The sequence below is a fragment of the Blautia sp. An46 genome (assembly GCF_002161645.1).
Classification (GTDB): domain Bacteria; phylum Bacillota; class Clostridia; order Lachnospirales; family Lachnospiraceae; genus Blautia; species Blautia ornithocaccae.
Genome location: NZ_NFIF01000002.1, coordinates 111,426 through 137,204, shown reverse-complemented (window position 1 = coordinate 137,204; position 25,779 = coordinate 111,426). Strand labels below are relative to the sequence as shown.

The 25,779-nt window shown below is 44.4% G+C and carries 30 protein-coding genes; 20 read left to right on the top strand and 10 right to left on the bottom strand.

The genetic code is table 11. The features are described 5' to 3' along the window. The first annotated feature begins 4 nt into the window (after positions 1-4). Positions 5-799, top strand: a complete 795-nt coding sequence (locus B5G00_RS02580; protein ID WP_087268040.1) for an EcsC family protein — start codon at positions 5-7, stop codon at positions 797-799. A 95-nt stretch (positions 800-894) separates the two neighbouring features. Beyond that, entirely contained in the window at positions 895-1,674 is a 780-nt protein-coding gene (locus B5G00_RS19560) for an AAA family ATPase (RefSeq protein ID WP_087268039.1), read from the top strand. Between the two features lie 6 nt (positions 1,675-1,680). On the opposite strand, the gene B5G00_RS02570 is transcribed toward B5G00_RS19560, so the two are convergent. Together B5G00_RS02570 and B5G00_RS02565 are read right to left on the bottom strand one after the other, a co-directional pair. Beyond that, entirely contained in the window at positions 1,681-2,982 is a 1,302-nt protein-coding gene (locus B5G00_RS02570; RefSeq protein ID WP_087268036.1) for a sensor histidine kinase, read from the bottom strand. Next, positions 2,979-3,686, bottom strand: coding sequence for a LytR/AlgR family response regulator transcription factor (locus B5G00_RS02565; RefSeq protein ID WP_087268033.1), 708 nt, complete (start codon positions 3,684-3,686; stop codon positions 2,979-2,981). Before B5G00_RS02565 ends, B5G00_RS02570 begins: the two co-directional genes overlap by 4 nt. Positions 3,687-3,843: 157 nt before the next feature. Between B5G00_RS02565 and B5G00_RS02560 the strand changes: the two genes are divergently transcribed. Then, positions 3,844-4,263, top strand: coding sequence for a DUF5391 family protein (locus B5G00_RS02560; RefSeq protein ID WP_087268030.1), 420 nt, complete (start codon positions 3,844-3,846; stop codon positions 4,261-4,263). An 89-nt stretch (positions 4,264-4,352) separates the two neighbouring features. Continuing rightward, positions 4,353-5,387, top strand: a complete 1,035-nt coding sequence (locus B5G00_RS02555; RefSeq protein ID WP_087268027.1) for a D-alanyl-D-alanine carboxypeptidase family protein — start codon at positions 4,353-4,355, stop codon at positions 5,385-5,387. Here the strand turns inward: B5G00_RS02555 and B5G00_RS02550 are convergent. Both B5G00_RS02550 and B5G00_RS02545 read right to left on the bottom strand, forming a co-directional pair. Continuing rightward, positions 5,353-6,633 (bottom strand): cytidylate kinase family protein, encoded by a 1,281-nt coding sequence (locus tag B5G00_RS02550; RefSeq protein WP_087268024.1) that lies wholly within the window; start codon positions 6,631-6,633, stop codon positions 5,353-5,355. The two genes, B5G00_RS02555 and B5G00_RS02550, sit on opposite strands and share 35 nt — an antisense overlap. Further along, positions 6,617-7,063 (bottom strand): MarR family winged helix-turn-helix transcriptional regulator, encoded by a 447-nt coding sequence (locus tag B5G00_RS02545; protein ID WP_087268021.1) that lies wholly within the window; start codon positions 7,061-7,063, stop codon positions 6,617-6,619. Before B5G00_RS02545 ends, B5G00_RS02550 begins: the two co-directional genes overlap by 17 nt. A 199-nt stretch (positions 7,064-7,262) precedes the next feature. On the opposite strand from B5G00_RS02545, the gene B5G00_RS02540 reads away from it, so the two are divergent. From B5G00_RS02540 to B5G00_RS02465, 16 genes are all read left to right on the top strand, one after another. Continuing rightward, the gene (locus tag B5G00_RS02540; protein ID WP_162613470.1) at positions 7,263-7,928 is read left to right on the top strand and encodes a GPP34 family phosphoprotein; all 666 of its coding nucleotides are present in this window, start codon (positions 7,263-7,265) and stop codon (positions 7,926-7,928) included. Between the two features lie 51 nt (positions 7,929-7,979). Continuing rightward, a complete protein-coding gene (mtnN, locus tag B5G00_RS02535; RefSeq protein WP_087268016.1) occupies positions 7,980-8,681 on the top strand; it encodes a 5'-methylthioadenosine/S-adenosylhomocysteine nucleosidase in 702 nt (233 codons plus the stop codon). Between the two features lie 239 nt (positions 8,682-8,920). Further along, positions 8,921-9,499: a sigma-70 family RNA polymerase sigma factor gene (locus B5G00_RS02530; RefSeq protein WP_087268014.1), complete on the top strand. Its 579-nt coding sequence runs from the start codon at positions 8,921-8,923 to the stop codon at positions 9,497-9,499. Positions 9,500-9,518: 19 nt separating this feature from the next. Next, complete coding sequence (locus tag B5G00_RS02525) at positions 9,519-10,757, top strand: DUF4179 domain-containing protein (RefSeq protein WP_087268010.1); 1,239 nt, start codon at positions 9,519-9,521, stop codon at positions 10,755-10,757. Between the two features lie 88 nt (positions 10,758-10,845). Beyond that, positions 10,846-11,436 carry an HDIG domain-containing metalloprotein gene (locus B5G00_RS02520; protein WP_087268007.1) on the top strand — a complete coding sequence of 197 codons (591 nt, stop codon included), beginning with the start codon at positions 10,846-10,848 and terminating at the stop codon, positions 11,434-11,436. Beyond that, complete coding sequence (locus tag B5G00_RS02515; RefSeq protein ID WP_087268004.1) at positions 11,433-12,341, top strand: AEC family transporter; 909 nt, start codon at positions 11,433-11,435, stop codon at positions 12,339-12,341. Before B5G00_RS02520 ends, B5G00_RS02515 begins: the two co-directional genes overlap by 4 nt. Positions 12,342-12,411: 70 nt before the next feature. Further along, positions 12,412-13,176 carry a nickel pincer cofactor biosynthesis protein LarB gene (gene larB, locus B5G00_RS02510; protein ID WP_087268002.1) on the top strand — a complete coding sequence of 255 codons (765 nt, stop codon included), beginning with the start codon at positions 12,412-12,414 and terminating at the stop codon, positions 13,174-13,176. After that, on the top strand, positions 13,173-14,078 hold the full coding sequence (locus B5G00_RS02505) for a LarC family nickel insertion protein (RefSeq protein ID WP_087268000.1): 906 nt from the start codon (positions 13,173-13,175) through the stop codon (positions 14,076-14,078). The genes larB and B5G00_RS02505 overlap by 4 nt, the downstream gene beginning before the upstream one ends. Before the next feature lie 24 nt (positions 14,079-14,102). Further along, the gene (locus B5G00_RS02500) at positions 14,103-14,690 is read left to right on the top strand and encodes an SOS response-associated peptidase (protein ID WP_087267997.1); all 588 of its coding nucleotides are present in this window, start codon (positions 14,103-14,105) and stop codon (positions 14,688-14,690) included. Positions 14,691-14,907: 217 nt separating this feature from the next. Further along, positions 14,908-16,044, top strand: coding sequence for a hypothetical protein (locus B5G00_RS02495; protein WP_087267994.1), 1,137 nt, complete (start codon positions 14,908-14,910; stop codon positions 16,042-16,044). Positions 16,045-16,166: 122 nt separating this feature from the next. After that, positions 16,167-17,444 carry a DNA polymerase Y family protein gene (locus B5G00_RS02490; RefSeq protein WP_087267991.1) on the top strand — a complete coding sequence of 426 codons (1,278 nt, stop codon included), beginning with the start codon at positions 16,167-16,169 and terminating at the stop codon, positions 17,442-17,444. Further along, on the top strand, positions 17,441-17,752 hold the full coding sequence (locus B5G00_RS02485) for a hypothetical protein (RefSeq protein ID WP_087267988.1): 312 nt from the start codon (positions 17,441-17,443) through the stop codon (positions 17,750-17,752). The genes B5G00_RS02490 and B5G00_RS02485 overlap by 4 nt, the downstream gene beginning before the upstream one ends. 182 nt (positions 17,753-17,934) lie before the next feature. Beyond that, the gene (locus B5G00_RS02480) at positions 17,935-18,774 is read left to right on the top strand and encodes an MBL fold metallo-hydrolase (protein WP_087267985.1); all 840 of its coding nucleotides are present in this window, start codon (positions 17,935-17,937) and stop codon (positions 18,772-18,774) included. 140 nt (positions 18,775-18,914) lie between these two features. Next, positions 18,915-19,562, top strand: coding sequence for an endonuclease III domain-containing protein (locus tag B5G00_RS02475; RefSeq protein ID WP_087267983.1), 648 nt, complete (start codon positions 18,915-18,917; stop codon positions 19,560-19,562). Positions 19,563-19,721: 159 nt separating this feature from the next. Further along, entirely contained in the window at positions 19,722-20,588 is an 867-nt protein-coding gene (locus B5G00_RS02470) for an aldo/keto reductase (protein WP_242971255.1), read from the top strand. 57 nt (positions 20,589-20,645) lie between these two features. Continuing rightward, entirely contained in the window at positions 20,646-21,179 is a 534-nt protein-coding gene (locus B5G00_RS02465; protein WP_087267981.1) for a flavodoxin family protein, read from the top strand. On the opposite strand, the gene B5G00_RS02460 is transcribed toward B5G00_RS02465, so the two are convergent. From B5G00_RS02460 to B5G00_RS02435, 6 genes are all read right to left on the bottom strand, one after another. Next, positions 21,180-21,485 (bottom strand): hypothetical protein, encoded by a 306-nt coding sequence (locus B5G00_RS02460; protein WP_087267977.1) that lies wholly within the window; start codon positions 21,483-21,485, stop codon positions 21,180-21,182. 29 nt (positions 21,486-21,514) lie between these two features. After that, positions 21,515-22,051: a flavodoxin family protein gene (locus B5G00_RS02455; protein WP_087267973.1), complete on the bottom strand. Its 537-nt coding sequence runs from the start codon at positions 22,049-22,051 to the stop codon at positions 21,515-21,517. A 71-nt stretch (positions 22,052-22,122) separates the two neighbouring features. Then, positions 22,123-23,025, bottom strand: coding sequence for a sensor histidine kinase (locus tag B5G00_RS02450; RefSeq protein ID WP_162613469.1), 903 nt, complete (start codon positions 23,023-23,025; stop codon positions 22,123-22,125). Positions 23,026-23,038: 13 nt separating this feature from the next. After that, positions 23,039-23,896 (bottom strand): ABC transporter permease, encoded by an 858-nt coding sequence (locus B5G00_RS02445; RefSeq protein WP_087267967.1) that lies wholly within the window; start codon positions 23,894-23,896, stop codon positions 23,039-23,041. Beyond that, positions 23,889-24,839, bottom strand: coding sequence for an ATP-binding cassette domain-containing protein (locus B5G00_RS02440; RefSeq protein ID WP_087267964.1), 951 nt, complete (start codon positions 24,837-24,839; stop codon positions 23,889-23,891). Before B5G00_RS02440 ends, B5G00_RS02445 begins: the two co-directional genes overlap by 8 nt. Positions 24,840-24,973: 134 nt before the next feature. Then, complete coding sequence (locus B5G00_RS02435) at positions 24,974-25,651, bottom strand: response regulator transcription factor (RefSeq protein ID WP_087267961.1); 678 nt, start codon at positions 25,649-25,651, stop codon at positions 24,974-24,976. Positions 25,652-25,779: the final 128 nt, after the last annotated feature.

Here is a 25,779-nt window from a genome sequence, read left to right as displayed (position 1 = left end):
GCTATTGATTTCCAGAAAATCCTCTCTTGAAAAAGAACTGGAGACGGTTTTAAAACAGGAACAAAGATATATAGACAAGTATAAAGAGAAAAAGGAATCTTTTCTGAACCAGAAGCTGGCCCAGAAGATTCCCGATGGACTTCAGGAGAAGCTGGACGCAGCATTTAGCAAGGCTTTTTTCCTGGTCTTTGACAAGGGAACCGGGATCATAGAAAAAACCTACAAAAAAGAAGATCTGGAGCATGGGTACAAGGTTAACGCTTATTCGGCGGAAATCCGGGAGAACAAAAACACCTTACGGACTTTTAAGAAAGGCGCTGCCGCCTCCTCCAGAAAAAATCTTCTTTTGTCTACAGCAGAGGGGGTAGGCTTAGGGGTACTGGGGATCGGTCTGCCGGATATTCCCCTTTTTACAGGAATGATCCTGAAAAGCATTTATGAAGTGGCCCTGCACTATGGATACGCCTACGATACAGAAGAAGAACGGTACTTTATCCTGAAACTGATCCAGGTATCTTTGCTGTATGGAGAGGAACTGGTTCAGGAAAATCAAAAGACAGATCTTTTTATGGAAATGAAGAAACTTCCAGAAGGATACGATATGAAGAAGCAGGTCAAAGACACCTCTTCCATGCTTTCCGGAGAGCTTTTGTATATGAAATTCCTTCAGGGAATCCCAGTGGTGGGAGCGGCAGGAGGAATTTACGATACCGTATATCTCCAGAGGATCATGAAATATGTAAAAATCAAGTATCAAAAACGATTTTTACTGGACAAAGCAAGAAAACGTTTACCATAACTATTTTATGTAAATTAGAAAGAGTTATAAACACCACAGCAGCAATGCTTATATAGAAAAATGAGAGTATTGATATAATTTGGGGCAATCATTTTATGAAAAAACATCTCTATGTGATCGGCGGCACCATGGGAGCCGGCAAGACTACAGTCTGCAATATTTTAAAGAAAAAATTGAAAAACAGCGTTTTCCTGGACGGGGACTGGTGCTGGAATATGGAGCCTTTTCAGGTGACAGAGGAGACTAAGGCAATGGTAATGGATAACATTACCCATATACTGAATAATTTCCTTGCCTGTTCGGCCTACGACCATGTGATTTTCTGCTGGGTTCTTCATGAGCAGGAAATCCTGGACACACTTTTATCCAGATTGGTCTGCCGGAATGCAGAAGTTCATCTGTATTCCCTGATCCTTGATGAGAAAAGTCTGGAAAAAAGACTGAATAAAGATATATGCCAGGGACTGCGGCAAAAAGATATCTTAGAACGGAGCATAGAAAGGATTCCTCTCTATGAAAAATTGAACACAAAGAAAATACATGTTTCCAGACAAACACCGGAGGAGACAGCAGCCGCAATCCTGAGGGATACAGGGATAGAAGACAATGAAAAAGAAGAGGAAAAGAAAATGGAAAACATAAATAAAAAGGAAAGTGCATTTCCCGAAGATTTGGAAAGTCTGAAAAAAGAGCTGGAAGCTTACCGGAAAATGCACAGAGGCGTCAAGCAGGAGTATGACTCCATTGTACGGCAGATGGAAAAACAGAAAGAAGCCGGCAGGGCCAAGTCCGCCACCTACCGTCAGCTTATGGGGCGGAAGCTGACCTACGGCACTATGCTGGATCTATATAAATTATACGATTTGGAGGACTGAACACATTTATGCTCCATACAGTAATATATCTGTATAATAACGTCCTTCTCTAACTTCTGTCACAAGGGTCCCCTGATATTTCTCCACCCGGGATTCTACATTTTTCATTCCAATACCGTAGGGCGGCTTCTGTTTAACTTTGCAGGGATTGTCTATGTGGAGGAGGAGATTGCCTTCCTGATAGATCAGAGACAGCCGGATCTCTGGGACCGGAGCGCCAGGCGCCAGAAAGTCTAAAGCGGAGGTTATCCCATTATCCAGTAGATTCCCTAATATGGTCACCGTATCGGAAAAGTCCAGGAACACACTGTTTTCCGGTACGGTAAGCTGGGTAAGGCAGCAGATATTTTTCTGTCTGGCTTCCTGGAGCTTCAGGTTCAGCACTGCATCCAGGCAGGGATTTCCGGTCATAACAAAGTTTTCGTAGTCTTTCAGTTCTTTCTGGGAAGTTTCCAGGTAGTTTTCCAACTCCTGGCCTTTTCCCTGGGCATAGAGAGAAGCAGCGGTCCGCAGATGGTTTTTCATATCGTGACGGAGCCTGCGGATCTCTCCTGTGGTGTGGAGATATTCCCGGTAATATTTTTCCTGGTATTCTAACTGCTGTCGGGTAAGAGCGGCCTCTCTGGCCTTTGCCCCATAGAGATAGAACCTTTTATACAGGGCAAAAAGGCAGTAATTTAGTCCCAGAAGGAGGAGCATAAGCCCCAGGTGAAGAAACATTTTCCGGTTATATTCTATGGAGGAAGAGATCACCAGGGGCAAAGAACCCAATGCAATCAGCAATAGGGCTCCAGAAATGCCAAACAGGAATCCCCAAAGGGTCGGAGAAAGAAAGATGTTTTCTTCAAAGCTGCCGCAAAGCTTCTGGCAGAGAAAAAGGATCAGCCAAAGAAAGATATGATAGAATAGCTGAAGCTGGTAAAAGGGCAGATAATAGTTCAATCCATGATGAAGGAGATTGGTAAGGTCATTCAGACAAAACAGATAGAAGACGGTCAGTGTAAAAAGGGAAAAAGCGAAGAAAAGCTTTTTCTGCCGGCTGCCGGAATAGGAGAACAGCAGGAACAGACAGAGGGGCACCTCTGTCATAGTCAGCTCATAGAACCGGGAACCCTGGATGGAAATAAGATCAAAAAGAATAAGCAGAAGAATTCCTCCCAGAAGCAGGGCTCCCTGTACCCATTTCAGATAGGGTCCCGGTTTTCCGAAAATGCGGTTTAAAAGCGATGTAAAAACACAAAGAGTTACTGCGTATAGAAAAATATCGAAAATAAAGTTTAATGCCAGAGCTGCAAATGGAAAATTCATTGTCCCCACCTTCCTTTCAGATACTGCAGGTGTTTTTCTTTTGATTCTTTCCGGAAGCTTTTGCTTACAGGAATCTCCTCACCGTTTCTGAGAATAATGGATGTATCCCTGGAAGCCCGGATATATTCCGGATTTACCACATAGGATTTGTGACACTGGAAAAATCCTCCGGGGGTAAGCTGTTCTTTCAGTTTTTCCAGTTTTCCGTAGAAAGTATATTCTCCCAATACCGTATGAAGATGGACTTTCCGGAGATCTCCTTCCAGATATAAAATTTCACCCCAGGGGATCTCATACATGGTCTGCCGGATGCGGAAGGTAAGCCGCCGGTCATGGAGACGGAGAAAGTCTGCGGCTTCCCTCAGGACTTTTGAAAAAGCTTCTTTTTTCACTGGCTTGATCAGAAAGCGGAAGGGCAGTACCTGAAATACTTCGTAGACATATTCTTTGTAATCTGTCACAAAAACGATCAGGGCTTTCTGATCTCTTTTCCGGATTTGGGCGCATGTCTGGATTCCGTCTATTCCCGGCAGGGAAATATCCATAAAATACAGAGAAAAATAGTCCTTGTCTTCTTTTATATGGGCCAGCAGTTCTTCCCCGGAAGAAAAAATTTTCCACTCCAGGTCTGCCGGATATTCTTCCAGATAGCTTTCCAGAAGGGACTGGTTTTTTATATCATCTTCGCAAATCGCAATTTTCATAATCTTTCCTCATCTGGCTTATATTATATAAACAGGCCAGAATTTTCTCAATAGGATTCTTGAATTACTTCTGACAACATTTCCGCTGATTCTTACATTTTGATAAATTTCCTGCTTTTTCTCTGTATACTGAAAGAAAAAGGAGGTTTTATCACATATGAAATCAAAAAATTCTATCGGAAAATGGACCCTGGCTGCACTGCTGGGATATGAGCTTACTCTTTTGGCGATATCTGTGACTCCTGCGGCAGGAAAAGGCACCAGCTTTGGAAAGCCCGGCATGTGGCAGAATATGATCCTCATCGCCGCTTTTTATCTGATACCTCTGGTTTTCTATTGTCTTCATATAGAAGCTATGCGGTATATATTGGCTGCAGTGATAATTTTCTGGACCGTTCCCCTTCCCTTTTTCATACTGATATCCGGGGGCTCTTTCTTCTACTACAGACTTCAGGGAGATTCCTTTCATTCCCTGCTGTTTCTGGCTGCCATGAGCATTGCCCTGGTAAGCCTGCTGCTCCAGATCCTCTGGTGCGTGAACTGTCTTGGAAAAAGAAAAAAACAGGAATTCACATGAATTTAATAGAATTTTAATCATATCGCCCTTTTTCAGTGACATTTTTATTTTATAATAGGGAAGTCAATGGAAAGGAATGAAGGGTAAGAATGAGTAAAAATATGAAGCGAAAAAGAAACAGAAGGAGAAAAAAATATCCTATACTGGAAATAGGAATTTTTCTGGTGCTGGTCCTGCTGATCGTGATTTTATTTCTGACACAACAGATAAATAAAGAAAAGGAAGCGGATTTAGCTGCCAGTGAAACACAGACCGAAGAGAATACAGAAGAAGAGAAAGAGCCGGAAAAGGTGGATCTGTCCGGTTTATACAGCACCAGTGCCATACTGATAGACCTGGATACGGGAGAAGTTCTAACTCAAAGAAATCCCGGCCAGATCATTTATCCGGCTTCTCTTACAAAGATGATGACGGTAATGGTGGCTCTGGAAAATATTCCGGATACCAGCGCTTCCGCAACTTTAAGTGAAGACATCTTTCCTCCATTATATGAAGAAGGGGCTTCCATGGCAGGTTTTGAACCGGGAGAAACTGCCACCTATCAGGACCTGCTGTATGGTGCGATCCTGCCCTCGGGAGGAGAGTGCTGCGTAGCTCTGGCCCAGAATATTGCAGGCTCTGAAGCAGCTTTTGTTGAAAAGATGAATGAAAAGGCTGCAGCTCTTGGTTTGAAACACACACATTTTACAAACACTACAGGACTGCAGGATATTAACCACTATTCCAGTGTGGAAGATATGGCATTGATCCTTCAGGAAGCATTGAAAAATCAGACTTTCCGTGAGATCTTTACCACAAAGACATATAGCGTGGCACCTACAAACCTGCACACCCAGGGCTTTACTTTCCACAATTCTATGTTTGAGACCATGGAAAAAGCCGGGATACAGGATTCCTACATACAGGGAGGAAAGACTGGATTTACTTCTGACGCCGGCCTGTGTCTGGCAAGTCTGGGAGAGGTAAACGGAAAGTCTTATGTATTGGTTACCGCCCACGCAGATGGAAGCCATGATACGGATCCGTATCATATTATGGACGCCGTATCTGTTTACGGACAGCTTGCAGAACTGACACAGCCGGATACCATCACTTCTGAAGATGAGACAGAGTCTGAAGAATAAGATCTACACAATAGTCTGTACCCAGGCCGGTATCCAATGTAAGATGATAGTTTGGAGAAAATCCCCAGGGCTGCCGGGTGTAATAACGATAGTTATCCCGGCGGCGCCTGTCCTCCAGACGGATTTCCTGTTCTGCTTCTTTTTGAGAAAGATTTCCAGATTCCATCAGTCCCTTTACTCTTGTTTCAAAAGAACTGCCTAAAAATACCCGAAGGCAGTGAGGGTGATCTTTCAGAACATAGTCAGAACATCTGCCGATAATCACGCAGTTTTCTTCCTCTGCCAGTTTTTGAATCGCCTGGGATTCCGCCTGGAAGATTTCGTCCTTTGGGGCAGGGGTATCCGGAGAATAGGCGTACATCTGATTAACCAGATCATAGAGGAGACTGTTTGTCATTTTTTCCTCCCGGTCTTTAATAAATTTTCTGGAATAGCCGGTAGTACCGGCGATCATTTCAATAATTTCCCCGTCATAAAACTTATATCCCAGTTTTTCAGCCAGTTTTTGTCCAATTTCATGTCCGCCGCAGCCATACTGACGGCCAATGGCGATGGTCCAGTGATTTTCCGGTTCCTGGAGGCTTTCTGCTTCTTTTTTCTCAAATAATTCCGGATAGAGGATGGCAGGCAGAAAGGCAAGAAGCCGTCCAAAAAGTCTGGCAATAAAGCCTACTAAAAGAGCTGCGATAATAGTGCCTTCCCGGACACCCTGAAGCCTGTGAAAAAAGAACAGGGACAGGATTCCTGCGATAATGGTCATGGAAGCGTCAAAGGCTACTTTTGTGTTGCCGAAATTTGTTTTCCAGGTAAGAACGATGGCACGGACAAAGGACTCTCCGGGAAGCATGACCACATCTGCCAGCACCTCCATATAGACTCCAAATCCCAGGATTACACATCCGATGAGCAGAGAAACAAGTTTTACCGGATACAGTTCCGGATTCATGGCTCCTAACATGAAAGTGGTGAGGTCGATAAAGTACCCGAAAATAATAGATACCGGTATCTGCAGAAAATGCTCCAGCTTAAAATTTTTCCGCAGTATGATAAGCTGGAGAAAAATCAGCAGAAGACTGAAAAATATGGTAAATTCTCCAAGAGTAAAAGGAAAATTCAGGCTAAGTACATAAGGGATCGAAGAAATGGGGGAGGTTCCCAGATCTGCCTTTGTGATAAAACTTACCCCGAAAGAATTGATAAATAATCCGATAAGGAAAATAATATAGCGCTTAATTTTTTCTGTCATGTGTGTTTCCCTCCAATGTTTCCATATTCTGATAGATCTTTTCAAACGTTTTCAAAAAGCTTCTCCGTTCTTCTCCGGAAATTCCGGCGAATGCCTGAGCTTCCAGCTCTTCGAATCTTTTTTCTGTAGCTGCCGCCATTTCTTTTCCACGATCCGTGAGAAAAATGTGCCAGGAACGCCGGTTGCCGTTCAGATTTTTTCGCTGGATCATCCCTTTTTCTTCCATGCCGTTGAGGATTGTTGTAAGCGAAGCCGGTTCGATGTGACAGGCTGCGGCGATTTCTTTCTGGGCCGCCCCGTCTTTTTCACGTAGAAAATCCAGAACTTTAGGCTGTCCTAAAGTCAGGCCGGTATCTTTCAGAGAAAGAAACAATTTTTTCTGCAGGATCACATGATTGACCATCAGCATGTAATGATAAGAAAGATTCATACACAAACTCCTTTCACAATAGTTAGAATGCTAAATATTAGTAAGCTAATAATATATCTTAGAAGGAAATTACAGATTTGTCAATGGAAAAGGTAAAAAAGTAAAATCCGGATATCCTATTGAAAAGCAAGGCGGTTCAGGTTATGCTATATAATAAAGAATTTACCCAATGCATTTTATCAGAGGAGGAATCCATTTTATGAAAGATTTAAGTTTGACTCAGAAATTTTTTATCTGCACAGTAAATGAAAAAGGGAACTTTTCCAGTTATGACCAGGTGCCGGTAGCATGTCTTATAGCCGCAGGGGTGCTGGAGATGTATATGGGAAAATGCATTACTATAGAAAGGAAGAGATTGTCTATTACAGAAAAATTGCCGGAATCTATGCGTTATTTAAAATCTCTTTACGATATGATCGAACAGGAAACAGCCAATCGGGGAAAACCGGTAAAAGCAGAAAAGATCGTAGAAAAGTATACAGGAGCTTTTACGGACAAAAAACTTCGGGAACTTACGGATTCCCTTGTCCAGTCTATGGATGAGGACACCCGTTCATTGGAAAAAATGGGGAAAGGCAAGTACAGGCCCAAGAGAGAACTCCTTTTTGATGTGGCAGATAACCTTCGCACAGAACTGCTGAGAAATGACCTGCCTTCCAAAGACGCCATTGTTTTCGCTGATCTTCTGGATCGGGCCGGCCATTTAAAAGAATACCTTTCTAAGTATGAAATGAAAGAATTAAAAAAACGTCTCCATGAAATCCGTAAAAATAAAGAGGAGTCTGCTGTTAAGAAAACCATACGTCAGATCGATGAGCTGGTGGATACTCTGGTATCCGCAGGCAGTGTTTTTTCAGATGTTTGATCTGCGAGAAGCATTAAAAGTTAAATTAACAGCCTCGGAGGAATATAACCTATGAAAATCGGTATTATATGTGCAGGAGATGAGGAGCTTTCCCCCTTTCTGCCATTGATAAAAGATTGTAAAACAGTGGATAAAGCCATGTTGAAATTTCATATCGGGCGAATTGCCGGAATGGAAGTCGTTGCTTTGTTTTCCGGAGTGTGTAAGGTAAACGCTGCCATAGGATCACAGCTTTTAATAGATGTGTTTGGTGTGGATATGATTATCAATTCAGGAACAGCAGGGGGAATGGAACCGGACCTTGAAATATTCGATACCGTAATTTCTACAGAAGTTTGTTATCACGATGTGGCACAGGACATTTTGACAGAATTTCATCCATGGATGGAATCTGTGTTTTTTGCAGCAGATTCTAAACTGATAAGTTTGTCCAGAACTGCTGTTGAAAAAATTAAACCAGCCGGGAAAGTGATTTGGGGGCGGATGGCAACAGGAGAGTCTTTTATAACCGACGAAGGGCGGCTAAGCATCAATCAAGAATTTTCACCTTTGACAGTTGATATGGAAACCGCAAGTATTGCTCATGTGTGCTATGTAAATCGTATCCCCTTTCTCTCAATCCGCTGCATCACAGATACTCCAGAACACAGAGGCTTGGATAACTTTGATGAGAACTGTGCCAAAGCCTCAGTTATCGCAAAGGACATCACAGTTGCTTTGTTAACGGAAATCAAAAACGTATATTGCGAGTAAATGATATTCGCCACATAAGAATGCTAAAACACCTGCGGTCGGCGGAAATGCCTGTACAGCAGTGTCAATGACCGCAGGATGCTTATCCATACTCTTCGATCCGCTTCTACGGCTTCTGCCTTTTCAGGATCGCTGATCAAGATTTTCTTCATATCTAAAATTTCCCTTGTAACCTTTTAGGGCTGTTCCCTGTCTAACAGTTAAACAGACATATAAATGTCTATGAGAAGGAGGCAGAAATGGATGAAAGATTAAACCTGGTCCGAAGGGCTGTCCGGAGAAAACCGGGAGCTTTTGAAACGTTGATGGAACAGGAAAAAGAGTATCTTTATAAAATGGCTTTTCTTTATTGCAGGGAAGAGCAGATGGCCCTGGATACAGTAGCAGAAACTGTTGCAAAAGCCTATGTAGGTATCGGCAAACTTAAAAAGCCGGAATATTTCCGGACCTGGCTGACCAGGATCCTGATCAATGAGGCTTTAAGAGCAAAGGAAAAATCCGGAAACTGGCTGCCCTGGGAGGCGGCCGAACTGCAAAAAGAGAATTCTATGGCTCCGATCAGAGAGTATTCCAGGGAAGAAATCATGGATCTGAGAGGTGCATTGCAAAGACTCCCTGAGGATTTCAGGGAACTGGTCCTGATGAAATATTTTTATGAATTCTCTATTAAAGAAATTTCCCAGATTACAGGCAGCAGCGAGGGAGCAGTCCGGACACGTTTATGCCGAATACGGAAGTTGCTGAAAAAAGATTTAGAAGGTCCGGTCCGGCAGGAATCAGCGCCTATGTCCGGACCGCTGCCCGGGAAGATGAAATGAAAAGGAAAGGAAAAAAGAAATGAAGAAAATCGAATTAGATTCTATAGCGATTCCCCAGGCCCTTGATCTGGCCGTGGAAAAAGGAATCCAAAAGGGAAAAGAAGAGTTGAAGAGAAAAAAAAGAAGAAAAATCCTTTTCAATACTTCTGCCGCCGCTGCGGTACTTCTTGTCTTTGCCGGATATTGCAGGGCCAACCCGGCGTTTGCAAAAGAGCTTCCTCTGATAGGCGGGATTTTTCAGGAGCTTCAGGATAAAAGCCGGATTACCGGAGACTGGTCCCAAAATGGGGAAAATCTCAGTGAGCATTTGGAAACACCGGAAAAAAGTGAAGAAGAAATCCTTCAGGAAATGTATGAGAAATATGGGGATGAAGCCGGAAATATTCGTATCCTTCCTGTAGAAGTATATTGTGACGGAACCAGCCTGTATCTGACCTTAAGACTGGAAAATCTGGAAGAAAAAGGCTTTGGAGAACTGCTGAAGCAGGAAGATACCGGAGAATATGCAGACATGCAGATAAACGGAAACCTTCAATATAAGGATATGGAGCAGAACTTTTCTGTCTGGATGACTGTAACCCAAAAGGACAGCCGTCTGGTAGAAGGCATGGTCCAGATACCATTTGACCAGCCTGTGGAAACCAAAGAAGACAGTAGCTTCCAGATGGAGATCCGCCTCCTGGCCTGGAACGATTCCTCCAGAACAGCCCAGCCGGAAGCATTTGCAGATATGCAGGACGCCCGGTACTGTCTGATCGGTCAGCAGGTATGGAATCTGGAAATTCCTGTTTCTATAGATGGAACCAGAACTCAGAGATATACGGTGGAGCAGACAGGAGAGAAAGGCTTTGGCCTGGAAGAAATCCTGGTAAGTCCTTATGACATCAAAGTAAAGCAGATCCGTCCTCAGATGGACGGCCAGGAAAAAGATACCTTTTATCTGGAATGTCTGAAAAACCTGAAGGAAGTTACCGGTATTGACGGATATGCCACTTATGAGGAAGATAAGCACCTTGGTCTGAAGCTCCCTCTGGACAGTACATTGCTGGCCTTTGACCAGGATGGGGTCCCCCTGGAATGGACGGCTTCTTCTGGTATGGAAGGATATGATGTGTTCAGTACAAAGCAGAAAAAGATTACCAGGCTGTATCTGTATCAGCTTCCGGCTTTCGGCGGATATACGGTAATGAAGGATCAGGAAAATGCCAGGAAGCTGGCCCTGTTCAGCTATGAGCTGGAAATCCGGGAGGAGCCTTAAATGGCGTTGACATTTGAAGTGACAGCTTGAAAAAATTTTCATTCTGATATAGTATATTCTTTAGATGAATTTACGGAGGCGAATGAAAATGAATACAAAATTTAACCATGACAGCGCTTTAGAGCTGCTGAGGGAATATAATAAGGAGCCTTTTCATATTCTTCACGGCCTGACGGTAGGAGCCTGTATGAAATGGTTTGCCGGGGAGCTGGGCTATGGAGATGATCAGGATTTCTGGGAAATCTGCGGGATCCTTCACGACATTGATTTTGAAATGTATCCGGAAGAACACTGCAAGAAAGCAGTAGAGCTTCTGGAAAAGGCCGGGGCGGAGCCGGAAGTGATCCATGCAGTATGCAGCCACGGCTATGGAGAATGTTCTGATGTAAAGCCGGAGCATGAGATGGAAAAAGTGCTCTTTGCCTGTGACGAGCTTACCGGACTGATCGGAGCAGCAGTGAAAATGCGTCCTTCCAAAAGCGTTATGGATCTGGAAGTGAAAAGCCTGAAGAAAAAATTCAAGGATAAACGTTTTGCAGCAGGATGCTCCAGGGAGATCATTACAAAAGGGGCAGAACAGTTAGGGTGGAGCCTGGAAGAACTGATGGAGAAGACCATCCTGGCTATGCGTTCCTGTGAGGAAAATATAAACTGTGAATTGGATAATTTAGGCTTATGAGTAATGTACTGACCCAGACCATTGTTTATGTGGTGCTTTTATTTGCCGGATATGGTTTTAAAAAAGCCGGTATCTTTAAGGTGGAGGATACGGATTTTCTGAAAAAAGTGATTCTCTATCTTACCATGCCGGCTATGGCGGTAAACGGGCTGAAGGATCTGGAACTTCAGCCCTCTTTTCTGTGGTGTTTTCTGGTAGGCTTCGGCACCAGCACCATACTTATGCTGGTAGGAATGGCGGCAACAAGAAAGAAAGCTCCGGAAGAAAAAGTGATGTATCTTTTTAACTTGAACACTTATAATATCGGAAACTTTGCCATCCCTTTTCTTACCGGTCTGCTCTCTACAGATGGGTTTGCTGCCCTCTGCCTTTTTGATATCGGCGTTGCAATCTATCTTTACGGAATTGACTACAGCCTGGCAGAGGCTGTGAAAGGGGGAAAGAGCAGATTTTCTCTGAAATTTCTTTTGAAAAAGATTTTTACTTCTCCTATTACGGATATGTATCTGCTGATGATCCTGCTGGCGGCTCTCCATCTGCGGCTGCCGGAACCTGTGCTGAAGCTGGCTTCTGTTATGGGAAATGCCAACGCTTTTCTGGCTATGCTCAGTATCGGTATCCTTTTTGAACTGAAACTGGACAGAAAAAACCTCCGTGAGATGGTGAAGTTTTTTGCCCTGCGGTATGGGACCATACTTGTTATTATGGCTGGCGTTATTCTCTTTATCCCATTTTCGCCGGATATACGTCAGGCCATCTGCGTACTTCTGGCGGCTCCTGTGGCCAGTATTGCACCTCTTCTTACCCAGAATGCAGGAGGGGACGGAGCCAAAGCGGCTCAGATCAATTCCATCAGTATCCTTTTGGGGATTGCAGGGATGATGATTGTTTACGCTCTGGTGTAAAAAGCGCTTGCCCTGGAGTGTACTCAAAGTGATATAAAAAAAAGAGAATATTTACAAAGGAGCAGAAAACATGGATAAAAAAGATTTGCAGAACCTTCTGGAACAGGTTGCCCGGGGCAGCGTTAAACCGGAAGAAGCCCTGTTACAGATAAAAGTAGAACCATATAAAGACCTGGGATTTGCAAAAGTGGACACTCACAGAGGAATTCGTCAGGGGATGGCAGAGGTCATTTATGGAGCTGGAAAGACCAAGGAACAGATTTTAAAAATCGCCCAGACTATGGTTCTGGATCATGAAAAAACGGTTCTGATTACCAGAATGAGCCAGGAGGCGGCAGATTATGTAGGAAAAGAAATGGATCTTCACTATGACAGCCATTCCAGGACCGGAGTTATCGGAGAAATGCCAACACCAGATGGAGTAGGGAGAATCGTGGTAGCTACGGGAGGTACCAGCGATATTCCTGTAGCAGAGGAAGCTGCCCTTACAGCTGAAATTTACGGCAATGAAGTTCTCCGTCTTTATGATGTGGGAGTTGCGGGAATGCACCGTCTGATGGATCATGTAGAAGATATTATGAGCGCCAGAGTGATCATCGCCATCGCAGGTATGGAAGGCGCTCTTGCCAGCGTCATCGGCGGTATGGCGGACTGCCCGGTAATTGCAGTGCCTACCAGCGTAGGATATGGAGCAAACTTCGGAGGACTTTCCGCGCTTCTTTCTATGCTGAATTCCTGTGCCAGCGGGATCAGCGTAGTAAATATTGATAATGGCTTCGGTGCCGGATATCTGGCAAGTATGATCAATCACCTGGAGGGAAAGAGAAAAGAATGAAAACTCTATATATAGACTGTCAGATGGGAGCAGCAGGAGATATGCTTATGGGCGCCCTTCTGGAGCTGGTTCCTGACAGAGAAAAATTTCTTAAAAAATTCAATCAGGCAGGAATCCCGGGAGTCCGCATCGAGGCTCAGAAGTCTGTAAAATGCGGGATCACCGGCACCCATATGGAAGTCCTGATAAATGGGGAAGAAGAGGAAAGCCTGGATCTGTCCAGTGAAGAGGGCAATGCTCACAGCGGACACAGCCACGTACATTTTCACGGCCATGATCATCATGATCATCATACACATCAAGAACACACACATCATCATACGCACCAGAAAGAAGCCATGGATGGAGAGAAGCCTGTCCATGAGCATCATGAGCACGTTCACGGACATCACAGCCATTTTCCCATGGAAGATATTACCGGGATCATTGATGGACTTCATGTAGACAATAAGGTAAAAGAAGATGTGAAAAACATTTATCAGATCATTGCCCAGGCAGAGAGCCAGGTCCACGGGCGGCCGGTCGCAGAGGTTCATTTCCATGAGGTAGGGGCCATGGACGCAGTGGCGGATATTACCGGCTGTGCCATGCTCTTTCATGAGCTGGGAGCTGAGCAGATCATCGTATCCCCTGTTACCACCGGTTACGGACAGGTATGGTGCGCGCATGGGATCCTTCCTGTTCCTGCTCCGGCTACAGCCCTGATCCTTCAGGGAATTCCTTGCCAGGCAGGCAAGATCGAAGGGGAGCTTTGCACCCCTACAGGAGGAGCTTTGCTGAAATACTTTGCCACAGAATACGGCCGTATGCCTCAGATGGTTATGGAAAAGATCGGATACGGCATGGGAAAGAAAGACTTTCAAGCCGCCAACTGTATCCGGGCCATTCTGGGAGAAGCCTAGAAAAAAGTATAAAAGGAGAAGCCTATGTGCGGACGGTATCACATGGATGAAGAAATGACAGAGGAAATCCGGCGGATGGTAAAGATCCTGGAATCCCGGCTGAATACCGGCTCCAGGGACATTTATCCTTCTATGGAAGCCCCTGTAATATTGAAAAATGAGGGCGGAGGGCTGAAAGCCGCTTCCATGGCCTGGGGATTCCCCGGAAGAGATAAAAAACAGCTTCTTATCAATGCCAGGTCAGAGACTGCTTTGGAGCGACCCTCTTTTTCAAGGGCTGTTTCTCACAGAAGATGTGTGCTCCCTGCCAGATGGTTCTATGAGTGGAATCCGGAGAAAGAAAAGGCCGAATTTTTCAGGAAGGACGGATCCCTTCTGTATATGGCAGGATTTTATGAACTGTTTCAAGAAGTTCCAAGATTTATCATTCTTACGACTCAGGCAAATCCGTCTGTCCGTCCGGTCCACCATCGCATGCCTCTGATCCTAGAGAAAGAGGAGCTGGAAGAATGGATATGGGAAAATTGTTCAATGGAAAAATTCCTGAAAAAAACTCCCGGACTTCTGGAGTGCAGACAGGAATACCGTCAGGAGAGACTGTTTTTTTTATAAGAGAACCTCTAAAAGGGAGAAGCTTCGTATATGGAAGCTGCTCCTTTTTTTATGATCTGCCGGGAGTATCTGGGATGGATAAGGCTTTACAAGGATTTAATTTGACAAAGAAATATCGCAATGCTACATTAAATTTGATATACAGGCCGTGCTTGTGATTATAGCATGACAACCCGGATATACCATTACAGAAAGTATATGGAGGAGAAAAGGGATTATGGGTAAAGGTGAAAACGACTTCGACAAACGGTATAGATTCTGGATGAAATTCGGGCCTATTGTTCTTTTTGGTCCTATTTTCCTGTTTATTTTCGGTGCTGCTATATTTTTTACTATCTTGAATACTAAAGTGATTGCCATGGGCAATGCAGGCTTTATAAGAACTGCAGGCTTTCGGATCATAATAGGGATTTTGGCCATAGCCACAGTGATTTTCTGTGTCAGAGGACTATTCAAACCTGGGAAAAAAAGCATAAAAGGAATCCTCGGACGGATTTCAGGCATCGTTATCTGTCCGTTGGCGGCTTTCTTTTTTGTCCGACCAGTGATTCTGGATATCCCTTATTTAGACCACCCGAAAATTACATATTTAGACGGCCTTAAATTTGATAATGATTATACCGGAGATGGTCCTGCCAGATATTATCTGAGAGGCAGAGGGATTGACGGGGGCACACATAATTTTTCTCTGGGTGAAGGAGCATATGATGAGGGAACCGAACTGTGGTCTGAAAATTATGAATTGCGGGCGAAGGTTACATATCTTCCTTATACGGAAACGGTTATAGCCCTCCAGTATCTTCCTGGTCTGGACGAAGAGGCTGAATATCGGTTTCCTCCTTCCGCCAACCTTCCAGATGATTGGGAGAGTTTTTCTATTCAGATTAATGATAACGTCTATTCCTTACCTGCGCCTTTATCCGATTTTTTGAAGAATGGTTGGATGATATCCGATGAGGATGCCGGACTGCAGCTGCCCGGAAGGGACGACTACAAAGGATATGATAGTTCATGGATTACATTGACCAATACAAAAGAACAGAGTATAGATGTTATTGTCTACAATACCCAAGAGCAGACGATAGACATTACGCAAGGCATTGTGGGCAGAGTATCTGTGATTTATGGAAATTATGAGTTTGCCGGAACAGAGCTGCGGATTCCAGGAGGGCTGATGCTGGGATGGTCTACAAGGGATGATGTTCTGCAGCTGTACGGCATGCCAGATGAAAGCTACGAAACGAGAAATTTAACTTACAGAAAAGAGGATGTTACCTCGCCTTATTGGACGCTAAGTTTTAATGAAGCCGGTTTTTTGGATAAGATTATGGTAAAGAATCAGATAGATGATTAGCAGACTCTAAACATAAGAACACCTTTACAGGAATACCGGCAACCAAGGATAAATTTCCAGAATAACCCTGTTGCTTACACAAACATATGTTCTTATAATAAACTCAGAAGGAGGTGGAACATATGTTTGAAAACAGGGTTATTTTTCATGTAGACGTAAATGCCGCTTATCTCAGCTGGGAGGCAGTATACAGACTCCGGCACCTGGGCGCAAAAGAAGATCTTCGCAGCCAGGCAGCTGGGGTGGCGGGAGATACGGCTATGCGCCATGGGATTATTCTGGCAAAATCCATTCCCACAAAAAAATACGGGATCCGCACAGGAGAAAGTATTTTAGAAGCCAAAAGAAAATGCCCTTCTCTGATCCTTGTGCAGCCCCATTATCAGCTTTATGAAAAAGCTTCAAAAGCATTTATAGAAATACTGAAAGAATTTTCTCCGGCAGTGGAGCAGTACAGTATAGATGAAGCTTTTATGGATATGACCGGAACTCAGACTTTATGGCACAGTCCCGAAGCAGCGGCAGAGACAGTCCGAAAAAGAATTCGGGACGAGCTGGGATTTACAGTAAATATCGGAATCTCCTCCAATAAAGTCCTTGCAAAAATGGCCTCAGATTTTGAAAAGCCTGATAAAGTCCATACACTGTTTCCAGGAGAAATAGGAACCAAACTCTGGCCTTTGCCTGTATCGGATCTGTTTTTTGCAGGATCAAAAACTGTAGGAAAACTGGAAAGCCTGGGAATTTATACCATCCGTGAACTGGCCCGCACGGATCCTGAAATATTGAAGTCTCACTTAAAAAAGTATGGAGAAATTCTCTGGGCTTTTGCCAACGGAATAGACACTTCTCCGGTAGAGCCAGAGCCGGAAGCCAACAAAGGCTATGGAAACAGCCTGACCCTTCCTTTTGATGTGACAGATATTCGGCAGGCCCGTCTGGCTCTTCTTGGACTTTCAGAAACTCTGGGAGCCCGTATGAAGAAAGATCAGGTCATGGCTCAGGTGTTTACCCTCTCCATAAAAACCTGGGATTTTCACTGTTATTCCCATCAGAAGAAATTTTCTGATCCTACGGATCTTACAGAAGAAATTTATAAAAGGGCAGTTCTGCTGTTCCGGCAGATATGGAAGGGAGAACCTATTCGCCATCTGGGAATCCGGGGCAGTTGTCTTACGAGAAAAGATATGCCGGTACAGGAAAGCCTTTTTCAGGGAGAAGCCTATGAAAAAAGACGGAGGGCAGAGATGACCGTAGACCGTATCCGCCAGCGGTATGGGGCAGACGCAGTCAAAAGGGCTGCCTTTCTGGATACTCCCATAGACCATATGTCCGGCGGTATTTCCAGAGAAAAAAGAACAGTTCTGTATAAGCTGCCAGCAGAAAGGTATGATAGATGAATTTTGGAACAGGCGGAAAAGTCTATGAAAAAGACGAGGGAGTTCTTTTGGATTCGGAACTTCTTCCGGCAGCGGTAAAATGCTGGTTTACAGTTCAGGGGAAAGGAATGCCTCTATCTATGAAAATTCAAAATGAAGATGGACAGATCCAGACTATCGGCCCCATTTTTACAGATACCTTTCAAAAGCTCCGGTATGGAGGCATTCCACTTTGGAAATACCAGTGCCGGGTCTGTCAAAAAGGAAGAGAAAAATCCTTCTGTCTGTATTTTTATCCGGAAGAGGGGAAGTGGAGAGTGGGGAAATAAAACTTTTCCACTTAACCTGTCAAAATCTGAGGCCGCAGTTGCTGTTTATTCTCGCCTTATAATTGGATTTATGATACAATTCTGTCAGTGAAGCATCTAACAGAGCAGGAAAAAAGCAGTTTACATAGAACAGGAACCGTTCTGAAAACGATGGCTTTCAGAGAATACAGGAGGCAGAAATTATGAGTAATAAATGGTATAAAAAAGGCAGTGAACTTCTCAGGGAGATCGTAGAAACCAGTCTTCCTAAAGAGCTGTGCAGTCTATGGTATATCGGACAGATGGGAATGATCCTGAAGTGGAAGGGAATTGTCCTGTGCATAGATCCGGTGCTGGGAGCAATGCCGGGAGAAGACGGAGAGGACCGGAGAAATTATCCGATTCCTTTTCTGCCGGAAGAGCTTCGGGCAGACTATGTGTTCTGCACCCATGACCATGGGGATCATATGCACCAGGAAACCCTGGTAAAACTGGCTAAGAGAAATCCACAGATGAAGATTGTCCTTCCGCTGCCTTTGGTGGAGCAGGCTCTTTCTTTTGGGATTTCTAAAGACCAGCTTTTAGGCTTATGTCAGGATCAAAAGATTACTCTGGAAGAGGGAATCCAGGTGAATCCGGCGGCTACTGCTCATGAATCCTATCAGTTTGACCAGGAAGGACACAGTCTGACTCTGGGATATGAGATCCGTCTTGGAGACCGTGGGTTTTTCCACAGCGGGGATACGATCGTAACCCGGGAGCTGATAGACAAACTTCAGAAATCCCATGGCATAGACGCAGCCATGATCCCCATAAACGGCAGAGATCTGGAAAGAAATGAACGGGATATTGTAGGAAACATGAACAGCCGGGAAGCCTGCTGGTTTGCCAGTGCTATCGGAGCTGATCTGACCATTCCTCTTCACTATGACATGATTGGAGGAAATGAAGAAAATCCTCTGATCTTTGCTGACTATATGGAGCGGCATTATCCGAAGAAGAAGTATCATATTTTCCGTCTGGGAGAGAGGTATATCCTGTAACAGCTGCGGACCGGAGACATAGCATATATACCGAATAATACCGCCTGCGAAAAACCTGGCAGATTTCCACTGCCAGTTGCGAAAAAAGTTTTTTCGTATACTTACATATAGAAAACTCACAACGGAAGGATGTATATAAAATGACAAAGGAAGAACTTGCTCTGGAAGTAATTGAACGTTTAAAGAAAGAATATCCTCTGGCCCAGTGTACTTTGGACTATGATCAGGCCTGGAAGCTGCTGGTAAGTGTACGGCTGGCCGCTCAGTGTACAGACGCAAGAGTAAATGTGGTGGTTGAGGATCTTTATGCAAAATATCCGGATGTGGCAGCTCTGGCAGAAGCTCCGGTGGAAGAGATTGAAAAGATCGTCCGGCCCTGCGGCCTGGGTAAGAGCAAGGCCAGGGATATCAGCGCCTGTATGAAGATTCTCCGGAATCAGTATCAGGGAAAAGTGCCGGATGATTTTAATGCTTTATTGAAGCTTCCGGGGGTTGGAAGAAAAAGTGCCAATCTGATCATGGGAGATGTGTTTGGAAAGCCGGCAATTGTTACCGATACCCATTGTATCCGTCTGGTCAACCGGATCGGGCTTGTAGACGGGATCAGAGAGCCGAAAAAAGTGGAAATGGCTCTATGGAAGATCATTCCTCCGGAAGAGGGCAGTGATTTCTGCCACCGTCTGGTTTACCATGGAAGAGATGTCTGCACAGCCAGAACATCACCATTTTGCGAGAAGTGCTGCCTGAAAGATATCTGCCAGAAAAACGGAGTGGAGAGTAAGAAGTAACGACAGGCAGAAAAGGCCTTCTATCATACATATCAGGAATAGTTCATGATAAAAGACAGGTATTAGACAGGGTAAAAAAATTATAGGATAATGAAGAAAAGAGAAGAAGGCAGACTGATGCCGAAAGCAAGCAGGAAAAGATGAACAGGAGGCAGCGCTATGATAGAGAAAATAAAATTAAATAACGGAATTGAAATGCCTATGGAAGGTTTCGGAGTTTTTCAGATACCGGAAGAAGACTGTGAACCGGTGGTCAGGAATGCTATTGCAGAAGGATACCGGCTGATCGATACGGCAAGCTCGTATCAGAATGAAGAAGCAGTGGGCAGAGGGATCAGAAACAGCGGTATACCAAGGGAAGAACTGTTTATTACTACAAAAGCATATATCCAGCAGATGGGATACGATAATACAAGGACTGCTTTTGAAGAATCTTTGAAAAAACTGGGGCTGGAATATCTGGATCTTTATCTTATCCACATGCCCTTTGGAGATTATTACGGCTCCTGGCGTGCTATGGAGGAACTATATAAGGAGGGAAAGATCCGGGCTATTGGTGTTTGCAATTTCTATCCGGATCGTTTGCTGGATCTATGCTATAATGTGGAAATCAAGCTGCAGATCAATCAGATCGAGAGGCATCCTCATTATCAGAGAAAAGAAGATCTTGAGATCATGGGTGAACTGGGGATACAGGCTCAGGCATGGGCACCTTTTGCAGAAGGTATGAAAGGGATGTTCGACGAACCGATCCTGAAAGAAATCGCAGAAAAATACGGAAAGACTCCGGCACAGATCATCCTGCGGTGGAATGTACAGCAGGGAGTGATCGCTATCCCGAAATCTGTGCATAAGGAGCGCATGAGAGAAAATCTGAATATCTGGGATTTTAAACTGGAGGAAGCGGACATGATGCGGATTGCCCAGCTGGACAAAGATTGCCCGTCCATGCTGGATACACGGAAAATAAGCGAAGTCAAACAGGTATACGACTATTTAAACAACCCTGTATTGACAAGTTTGTAAATAAAATTTGCAAAAGTACAGAACAAATTACAGATGAAAAAAAGGAGGAAGCAGCAGATGAAAATTGTAATTTTACAGGGAAGTCCGAATAAAAAGGGATCCACAAATATTTTAGTGGAGAATTTCAGCCAGGGGGCGGAAGCAGCCGGCCATAGCATCAGAAGATTTGATCTTGCAGATATGGATATCCGTCCATGTACCGGATGCGTTTCATGCGGATATGAGGGCCCCTGCATCTTGCATGACGAGAATCAGAAAATAAAGAAGGCGGTCCTGGACGCTGATATGATCGTCTTTGCGACCCCGCTTTATTATTATGGAATGTCAGCACAGCTTAAAATCGTGATCGACCGTTTCTGTTCCTATAACAGCAGTATTACAAGGAAACATATGAAATCGGCCCTTCTTACTGTTGCATGGAACAGCGATAACTGGACATTTGATGCACTGGAAAGTCATTACCAAACACTGGTCAGATATCTGGATTTCCAGGACCAGGGTATGGTCCTTGGACGAGGGTGCGGGACTCCATCAATGACCAGGCACAGCCAGTATCCGGAAATGGCGTATAAACTGGGAAACCGGCTATGATTATTGTTTATTAAAGATCGGCTGACAATTAGTCCTGGCAATATCAAAAACTTTCTGGAGGAGTTTCGTCGCTGTTCCCCGATTCTCTATAAGACTGTCCAGTGAAATGATCTCGCAGGTATGATCCGGTTTTATGCGATAGGTGAGGAGGGCTGTGATTTCTCCATGAGAGAATACAGCCAAGCCATCTGATTTTGTCATATCAATTTTCTCACCGCATACCACCATATCCGTAGAATACCAATGCTTCATTAAAAACTCATTAATTACAGACCGATTCTCCAATGTAATTGGAGTAATCTCCATATTCCTCACCCAAACTTTCACTCTGTATTTTATCTGGTGTCTTTATGGATATATTTATATAAAGGCTCCAGATACTTCTCATCTACCCAGGAGCATTTCTTCCCCATTGCCTCTTTCAGAGCCAGTTCCCAGGGCTCGCATTGTTCCGCAGGTTTCTTGGACACTACTTTCATCAGCATAGAACAGAGAAATTTATCTTTTACGGTCATGATCTCTTCGTTCCATGCACCCCGGCCGTAGAAGAGAGGGATTCCCTCCAATGCCCCAGAAAGGTGCCTTTTCTTCAACTCCTCAAGAGTCTTCTGGTCATAGGGAGACGCCCCTACTGCAAAGACCGCCGTCTTTTTTCCACTGAGAAGAGCGGCGTTTTTCTTCAGAAAAGAGAGACCGGCAATGGAAGAGGCATAGATTCCTCCGCAGAGAATAATCGTATCTGCAGAAGTGACCATCTGAGATTTGGCCTGGTCAACGGAAACAGGGGCAGTGTCCAGGGCTTTTCCCAGAAGCTGGGCATATTCCCTGGCTGCGCCATACTTTGATTTGTAAATGATCAGAATATTTTCCATAGGTTTTTCTCCTTTTGATGGTCCGGAAAGCTATAGAATACCGGATAATTATACTGTTCTATATAGACAGTTTACCGGGAAGCCCCCTGAAAAGTCAATACAATTTCCAATATATCCTCATGAAGTCTGGCTTCAATTTTCCCTCCCATTGCCTGGGTCAGTTCTCTGGCTATGGAAAGTCCAAGTCCGGCATGAGAACTTTTTGAAGCATTTCTGGAAGGATCGCCTCTGTAAAAACGGACAAACATCTGATCCGGATCAATAGATCCCGGATCTTTTACTTTATTGGAAAAGGTCAGCGTATTTCCCTTTTGAACAATAAAAAGGGTGCCAAGGCCGTAAGAAAGGGAATTGGAAACGAGATTTCCCAGAACCCGCTTCAGCTGGCTGCTGTCTCCCTGGATCTGAATGGCCTCTTCCTGAAAATCCAGGGAAGGCTCCCGGTTCTGTTCCTGAAATTTTCCGTAAAATCCTGTAAGAACCTCACAGACAAGAGGAAACAGGGAAACCGGCTCCATTTGGAGAGAAATTTCCTGGCTTGTCAATTTTGTATAAAGGAAAAGCTGGTCTAAAAGCTGTTCCAGATCTTTCAGTCTGCCCCGGACAATCCGGCAGTATTCTTTTCTTTTATCCGGGTCTTCTGTTTTTTCCGCCATCTGCATATAGCCGGAGGCTCCGGTGAGGGGTGTCCGGATATCGTGGGAAACACTGGCAATGGTATATTTTAGTTCTTCCTCCGCTTCCCGGGCCTGAAGCACCAGTTTCTGCTGAGAATCGATATAAGTATTTACCAGGCGGCAAAGGAACAGAATATTTCTGTCCCTGACAGAGCAGGTAAGCCTTTGATTGCTTCCCGGCTCCAGATCTTTTAATTGTTCGGATAGTCCCCTCACCTGCCGTCTGTAGAGGAGAAGCGCGGTGATAGAAAGGAAAAATAATATGGCAAATAGGATGATCAATGCTGTTTTTAACATAGGCATATTCCTCTTAACAGATATCTTTTTTGCTCAGTACCTTTTTGGAGAGCCAGATGTAGATCAGGGTCCATAAAAGACTGGCAAACACAGACAAAAGCAGGTTTGTACCCAGACCGTTCTGGCTCACTGCAAGGGACAACAGGGATCCTGTGCCGGAGCTGCCGCTGATATAAGGGGACATCATCACCAGATAAGGCGGGAAAAACTGCGCCACATGGATTCCGAAGAGTCCGGCAATGGTTTCTAAAACACCTGCCACGGCTCCAAGACCGCAGAGGATAGAAAGAATACTGGCTACTGCAGCATTCCGGATAAGCATGCACAAAAGCATGTTCTGAGCGGTCAGAGGGATCAGCGCCACCCAGCCGATCAACAGCATAAGAGCCATTTTCAAAGGGTCTCCCAGAGGATTGGGAAATCCGAAGATCATAAACAGGATTATGCTGGCAGCCGTAAGAGCCAGTATAAACATAGCGTTAATGGCGCAGTGGGTAACAATTTTGCTCACGATATAGTATCCCCTGTCCGGATAGTAGGAAAAGATATTTTTTCCAAAGCCGGAAGCAAAGTCGTCACAGGTACTGAGGGAGCAGAAGATTGCGCTGAAGCAGACCATAAGACCTCCGGAAAAAAGAAGATTGCTGACAAAATCTGCTATGGTGGAACTGAGAAAAGAAGCTGCGTCAGCCTGATCTTCCGCAGTGAATTCAAATCCGTTTTCCGTTGCAAAAGACAGAAGATTCTGATCGGTTACCAGTTTCATTGTGATCAGAGCGATCAGAATAAATCCTAAAAATGAAGCTAGAGTAATATAAACACTTTTATCTCTGAATAGTCTGCGGAATTCCATACGTGTAAGATTAAGCATGGCGTCTGCCCCCTTTCTTTGAAGAACCGGTTTTACTTTCTTTTCCCATCAGATCCAGAAAATATCCTTCCAGATCCTGCTGATGGCCATAGATGGCAAATACCGAAATGCCTGCGGAGGTCATAACTGTGGTGATCTGGCCGGAGTCCGCTTTCTGATAGATACGGATCTCCCCTTCCGGACGTACTTCATAATTCCGGATTCTCAGTTTTTCTTCCAGAAGTACAGCGGCCATTTTACTGTCCGAAGTTTTCAGATAGAGATAATCCTTACACTCCGCAGACAGTTCTTCTTTGGAAATTTCTTTCACCAGACAGCCGTCTTTAATAATCCCATAGCGGGTGGCCATTTTGGAAAGCTCTCCTAAAATATGGGAGCTGACCAGAATGGTCACTCCTTTCTTCTGGTTCAGATCTACCAGCAGAGAGCGGAGCTGGTTCATTCCTTCCGGATCAAGACCGTTAATAGGTTCATCCAGGATCAGAAGATCCGGGCCTCCCAGAAGTGCCATGGCGATTCCCAGCCGCTGCTTCATTCCCATAGAATAGCGTTTTACCAGCTTTTTATTATCCGGGTTTAATCCAGTGAGAGTGAGAAGTTCCCGGATTTCTTTATCCGGATCGACAATGCCCATAAGGCTGGCCTTTAAATACATATTTTCATAGGCGCTTCTGCCAGGCTCCAGTCCCGGAGACTCAATGAGAACGCCTATACGTTTCCGAACGCTTTCCTGGCTCAGAGACTGGCCGAATACTCGGATACTTCCCTGGGTAGGAAAAGCCAGTCCACAGAGCATTTTTAATGTGGTGGACTTGCCGGAACCGTTCCTTCCGATAAAGCCGTAAATATCTCCCTGTTTCACATGCATATCCATAGAAGAGACAGCGGCTTTATCGCCATACATCTTTGTGAGATTCTGTGTGACAATCAAATCTTTCATCATTTATCCTCCTGTCAGCTTTTGAAAAGCCTCTTGTTCTTTTCTGAGTCCAGTATCTCACAGAGAATTTCAAAAAGCGCAAAGAAAAGTTTAAGAAAAGTTTAAGATTAAAGAACAGAAAAAAGGATATTCTAAAATCAGTCTTTTAATTTGAACCCGATTCCCCATACTGTTTGAATATAGGCGTCTGTAGCTGTATCTTTCAGCTTGGAACGGATATTGCTGATGTGGACGTTAATGGTTTTATCCTCAACAAAATAATCCTGGTTCCACACAGATTCAAAGATTTCCTGTTTTGTAAAAACTTTTTTGGGATATTTCATCAGAAGGGTTATAATGCCCAGTTCATGAGCGGTGAGATCAATCCTTTCTCCCTTAACCAGGAAATTTCTGGCCTGCTCATCCAGCTCCCAGTCTTTATATCGGAGGGAAGAAGGAGCAGGAGAGGGAGCTGCGGCCTTATGCCTCAGTTGTACCTGTATCCTGGCCAGGAGCTCTTCCAGTTCAAAGGGCTTTGTCAGATAATCGTCTGCTCCTGTGGAAAGAAGATTTACTTTATCTTCCAGCGCAGTCTTTGCAGATAGCACGATAACTGGGACCTGAGAAGAAGAACGGATATAGGCAATAAGTTCTTCCCCGCTTAGCCCCGGTATCATAAGATCCAAAAGAATCAGGTCGAATTTTTCCATGTCGAAAAGCAGCCGGCCTTCGGTTCCGGAAAAGGCCTGGCGGCAGTCGAAGTCTTTTTCGGTAAGATATTCATAGATCAGGCTGTTGATGGTAGCGTCATCTTCTACAATTAAAACACGTGTCATATGTACAGTCTCCAATTCTGCCGCAAAAGCGGCGGGATAAAGCCATTATAGCATATAGGGAAGGTGAGAGAAATGTATCCACCATATTTTTCTTTCAGAAAAGTTGCAGGGGCAGGTACGACTGGATT

Coding starts and splice junctions, on each gene's coding strand:
- B5G00_RS02520 (WP_087268007.1), top strand. CDS start 10,846: ATGAATACAAAATTTAACCATGACAGCGCTTTAGAGCTGCTGAGGGAA.
- B5G00_RS02500 (WP_087267997.1), top strand. CDS start 14,103: ATGTGCGGACGGTATCACATGGATGAAGAAATGACAGAGGAAATCCGG.
- B5G00_RS02470 (WP_242971255.1), top strand. CDS start 19,722: ATGATAGAGAAAATAAAATTAAATAACGGAATTGAAATGCCTATGGAA.
- B5G00_RS02455 (WP_087267973.1), bottom strand. CDS start 22,051: ATGGAAAATATTCTGATCATTTACAAATCAAAGTATGGCGCAGCCAGG.
- larB (WP_087268002.1), top strand. CDS start 12,412: ATGGATAAAAAAGATTTGCAGAACCTTCTGGAACAGGTTGCCCGGGGC.
- B5G00_RS02560 (WP_087268030.1), top strand. CDS start 3,844: ATGAAATCAAAAAATTCTATCGGAAAATGGACCCTGGCTGCACTGCTG.
- B5G00_RS02440 (WP_087267964.1), bottom strand. CDS start 24,839: ATGATGAAAGATTTGATTGTCACACAGAATCTCACAAAGATGTATGGC.
- B5G00_RS02460 (WP_087267977.1), bottom strand. CDS start 21,485: ATGGAGATTACTCCAATTACATTGGAGAATCGGTCTGTAATTAATGAG.
- B5G00_RS02505 (WP_087268000.1), top strand. CDS start 13,173: ATGAAAACTCTATATATAGACTGTCAGATGGGAGCAGCAGGAGATATG.
- B5G00_RS02480 (WP_087267985.1), top strand. CDS start 17,935: ATGAGTAATAAATGGTATAAAAAAGGCAGTGAACTTCTCAGGGAGATC.
- B5G00_RS02540 (WP_162613470.1), top strand. CDS start 7,263: ATGAAAGATTTAAGTTTGACTCAGAAATTTTTTATCTGCACAGTAAAT.
- B5G00_RS02565 (WP_087268033.1), bottom strand. CDS start 3,686: ATGAAAATTGCGATTTGCGAAGATGATATAAAAAACCAGTCCCTTCTG.
- B5G00_RS02525 (WP_087268010.1), top strand. CDS start 9,519: ATGAAGAAAATCGAATTAGATTCTATAGCGATTCCCCAGGCCCTTGAT.
- B5G00_RS02550 (WP_087268024.1), bottom strand. CDS start 6,633: ATGACAGAAAAAATTAAGCGCTATATTATTTTCCTTATCGGATTATTT.
- B5G00_RS02485 (WP_087267988.1), top strand. CDS start 17,441: ATGAATTTTGGAACAGGCGGAAAAGTCTATGAAAAAGACGAGGGAGTT.
- B5G00_RS02445 (WP_087267967.1), bottom strand. CDS start 23,896: ATGCTTAATCTTACACGTATGGAATTCCGCAGACTATTCAGAGATAAA.
- B5G00_RS02545 (WP_087268021.1), bottom strand. CDS start 7,063: ATGAATCTTTCTTATCATTACATGCTGATGGTCAATCATGTGATCCTG.
- B5G00_RS02515 (WP_087268004.1), top strand. CDS start 11,433: ATGAGTAATGTACTGACCCAGACCATTGTTTATGTGGTGCTTTTATTT.
- mtnN (WP_087268016.1), top strand. CDS start 7,980: ATGAAAATCGGTATTATATGTGCAGGAGATGAGGAGCTTTCCCCCTTT.
- B5G00_RS02495 (WP_087267994.1), top strand. CDS start 14,908: ATGGGTAAAGGTGAAAACGACTTCGACAAACGGTATAGATTCTGGATG.
- B5G00_RS02450 (WP_162613469.1), bottom strand. CDS start 23,025: ATGTTAAAAACAGCATTGATCATCCTATTTGCCATATTATTTTTCCTT.
- B5G00_RS02530 (WP_087268014.1), top strand. CDS start 8,921: ATGGATGAAAGATTAAACCTGGTCCGAAGGGCTGTCCGGAGAAAACCG.
- B5G00_RS02465 (WP_087267981.1), top strand. CDS start 20,646: ATGAAAATTGTAATTTTACAGGGAAGTCCGAATAAAAAGGGATCCACA.
- B5G00_RS19560 (WP_087268039.1), top strand. CDS start 895: ATGAAAAAACATCTCTATGTGATCGGCGGCACCATGGGAGCCGGCAAG.
- B5G00_RS02555 (WP_087268027.1), top strand. CDS start 4,353: ATGAGTAAAAATATGAAGCGAAAAAGAAACAGAAGGAGAAAAAAATAT.
- B5G00_RS02490 (WP_087267991.1), top strand. CDS start 16,167: ATGTTTGAAAACAGGGTTATTTTTCATGTAGACGTAAATGCCGCTTAT.
- B5G00_RS02570 (WP_087268036.1), bottom strand. CDS start 2,982: ATGAATTTTCCATTTGCAGCTCTGGCATTAAACTTTATTTTCGATATT.
- B5G00_RS02435 (WP_087267961.1), bottom strand. CDS start 25,651: ATGACACGTGTTTTAATTGTAGAAGATGACGCTACCATCAACAGCCTG.
- B5G00_RS02475 (WP_087267983.1), top strand. CDS start 18,915: ATGACAAAGGAAGAACTTGCTCTGGAAGTAATTGAACGTTTAAAGAAA.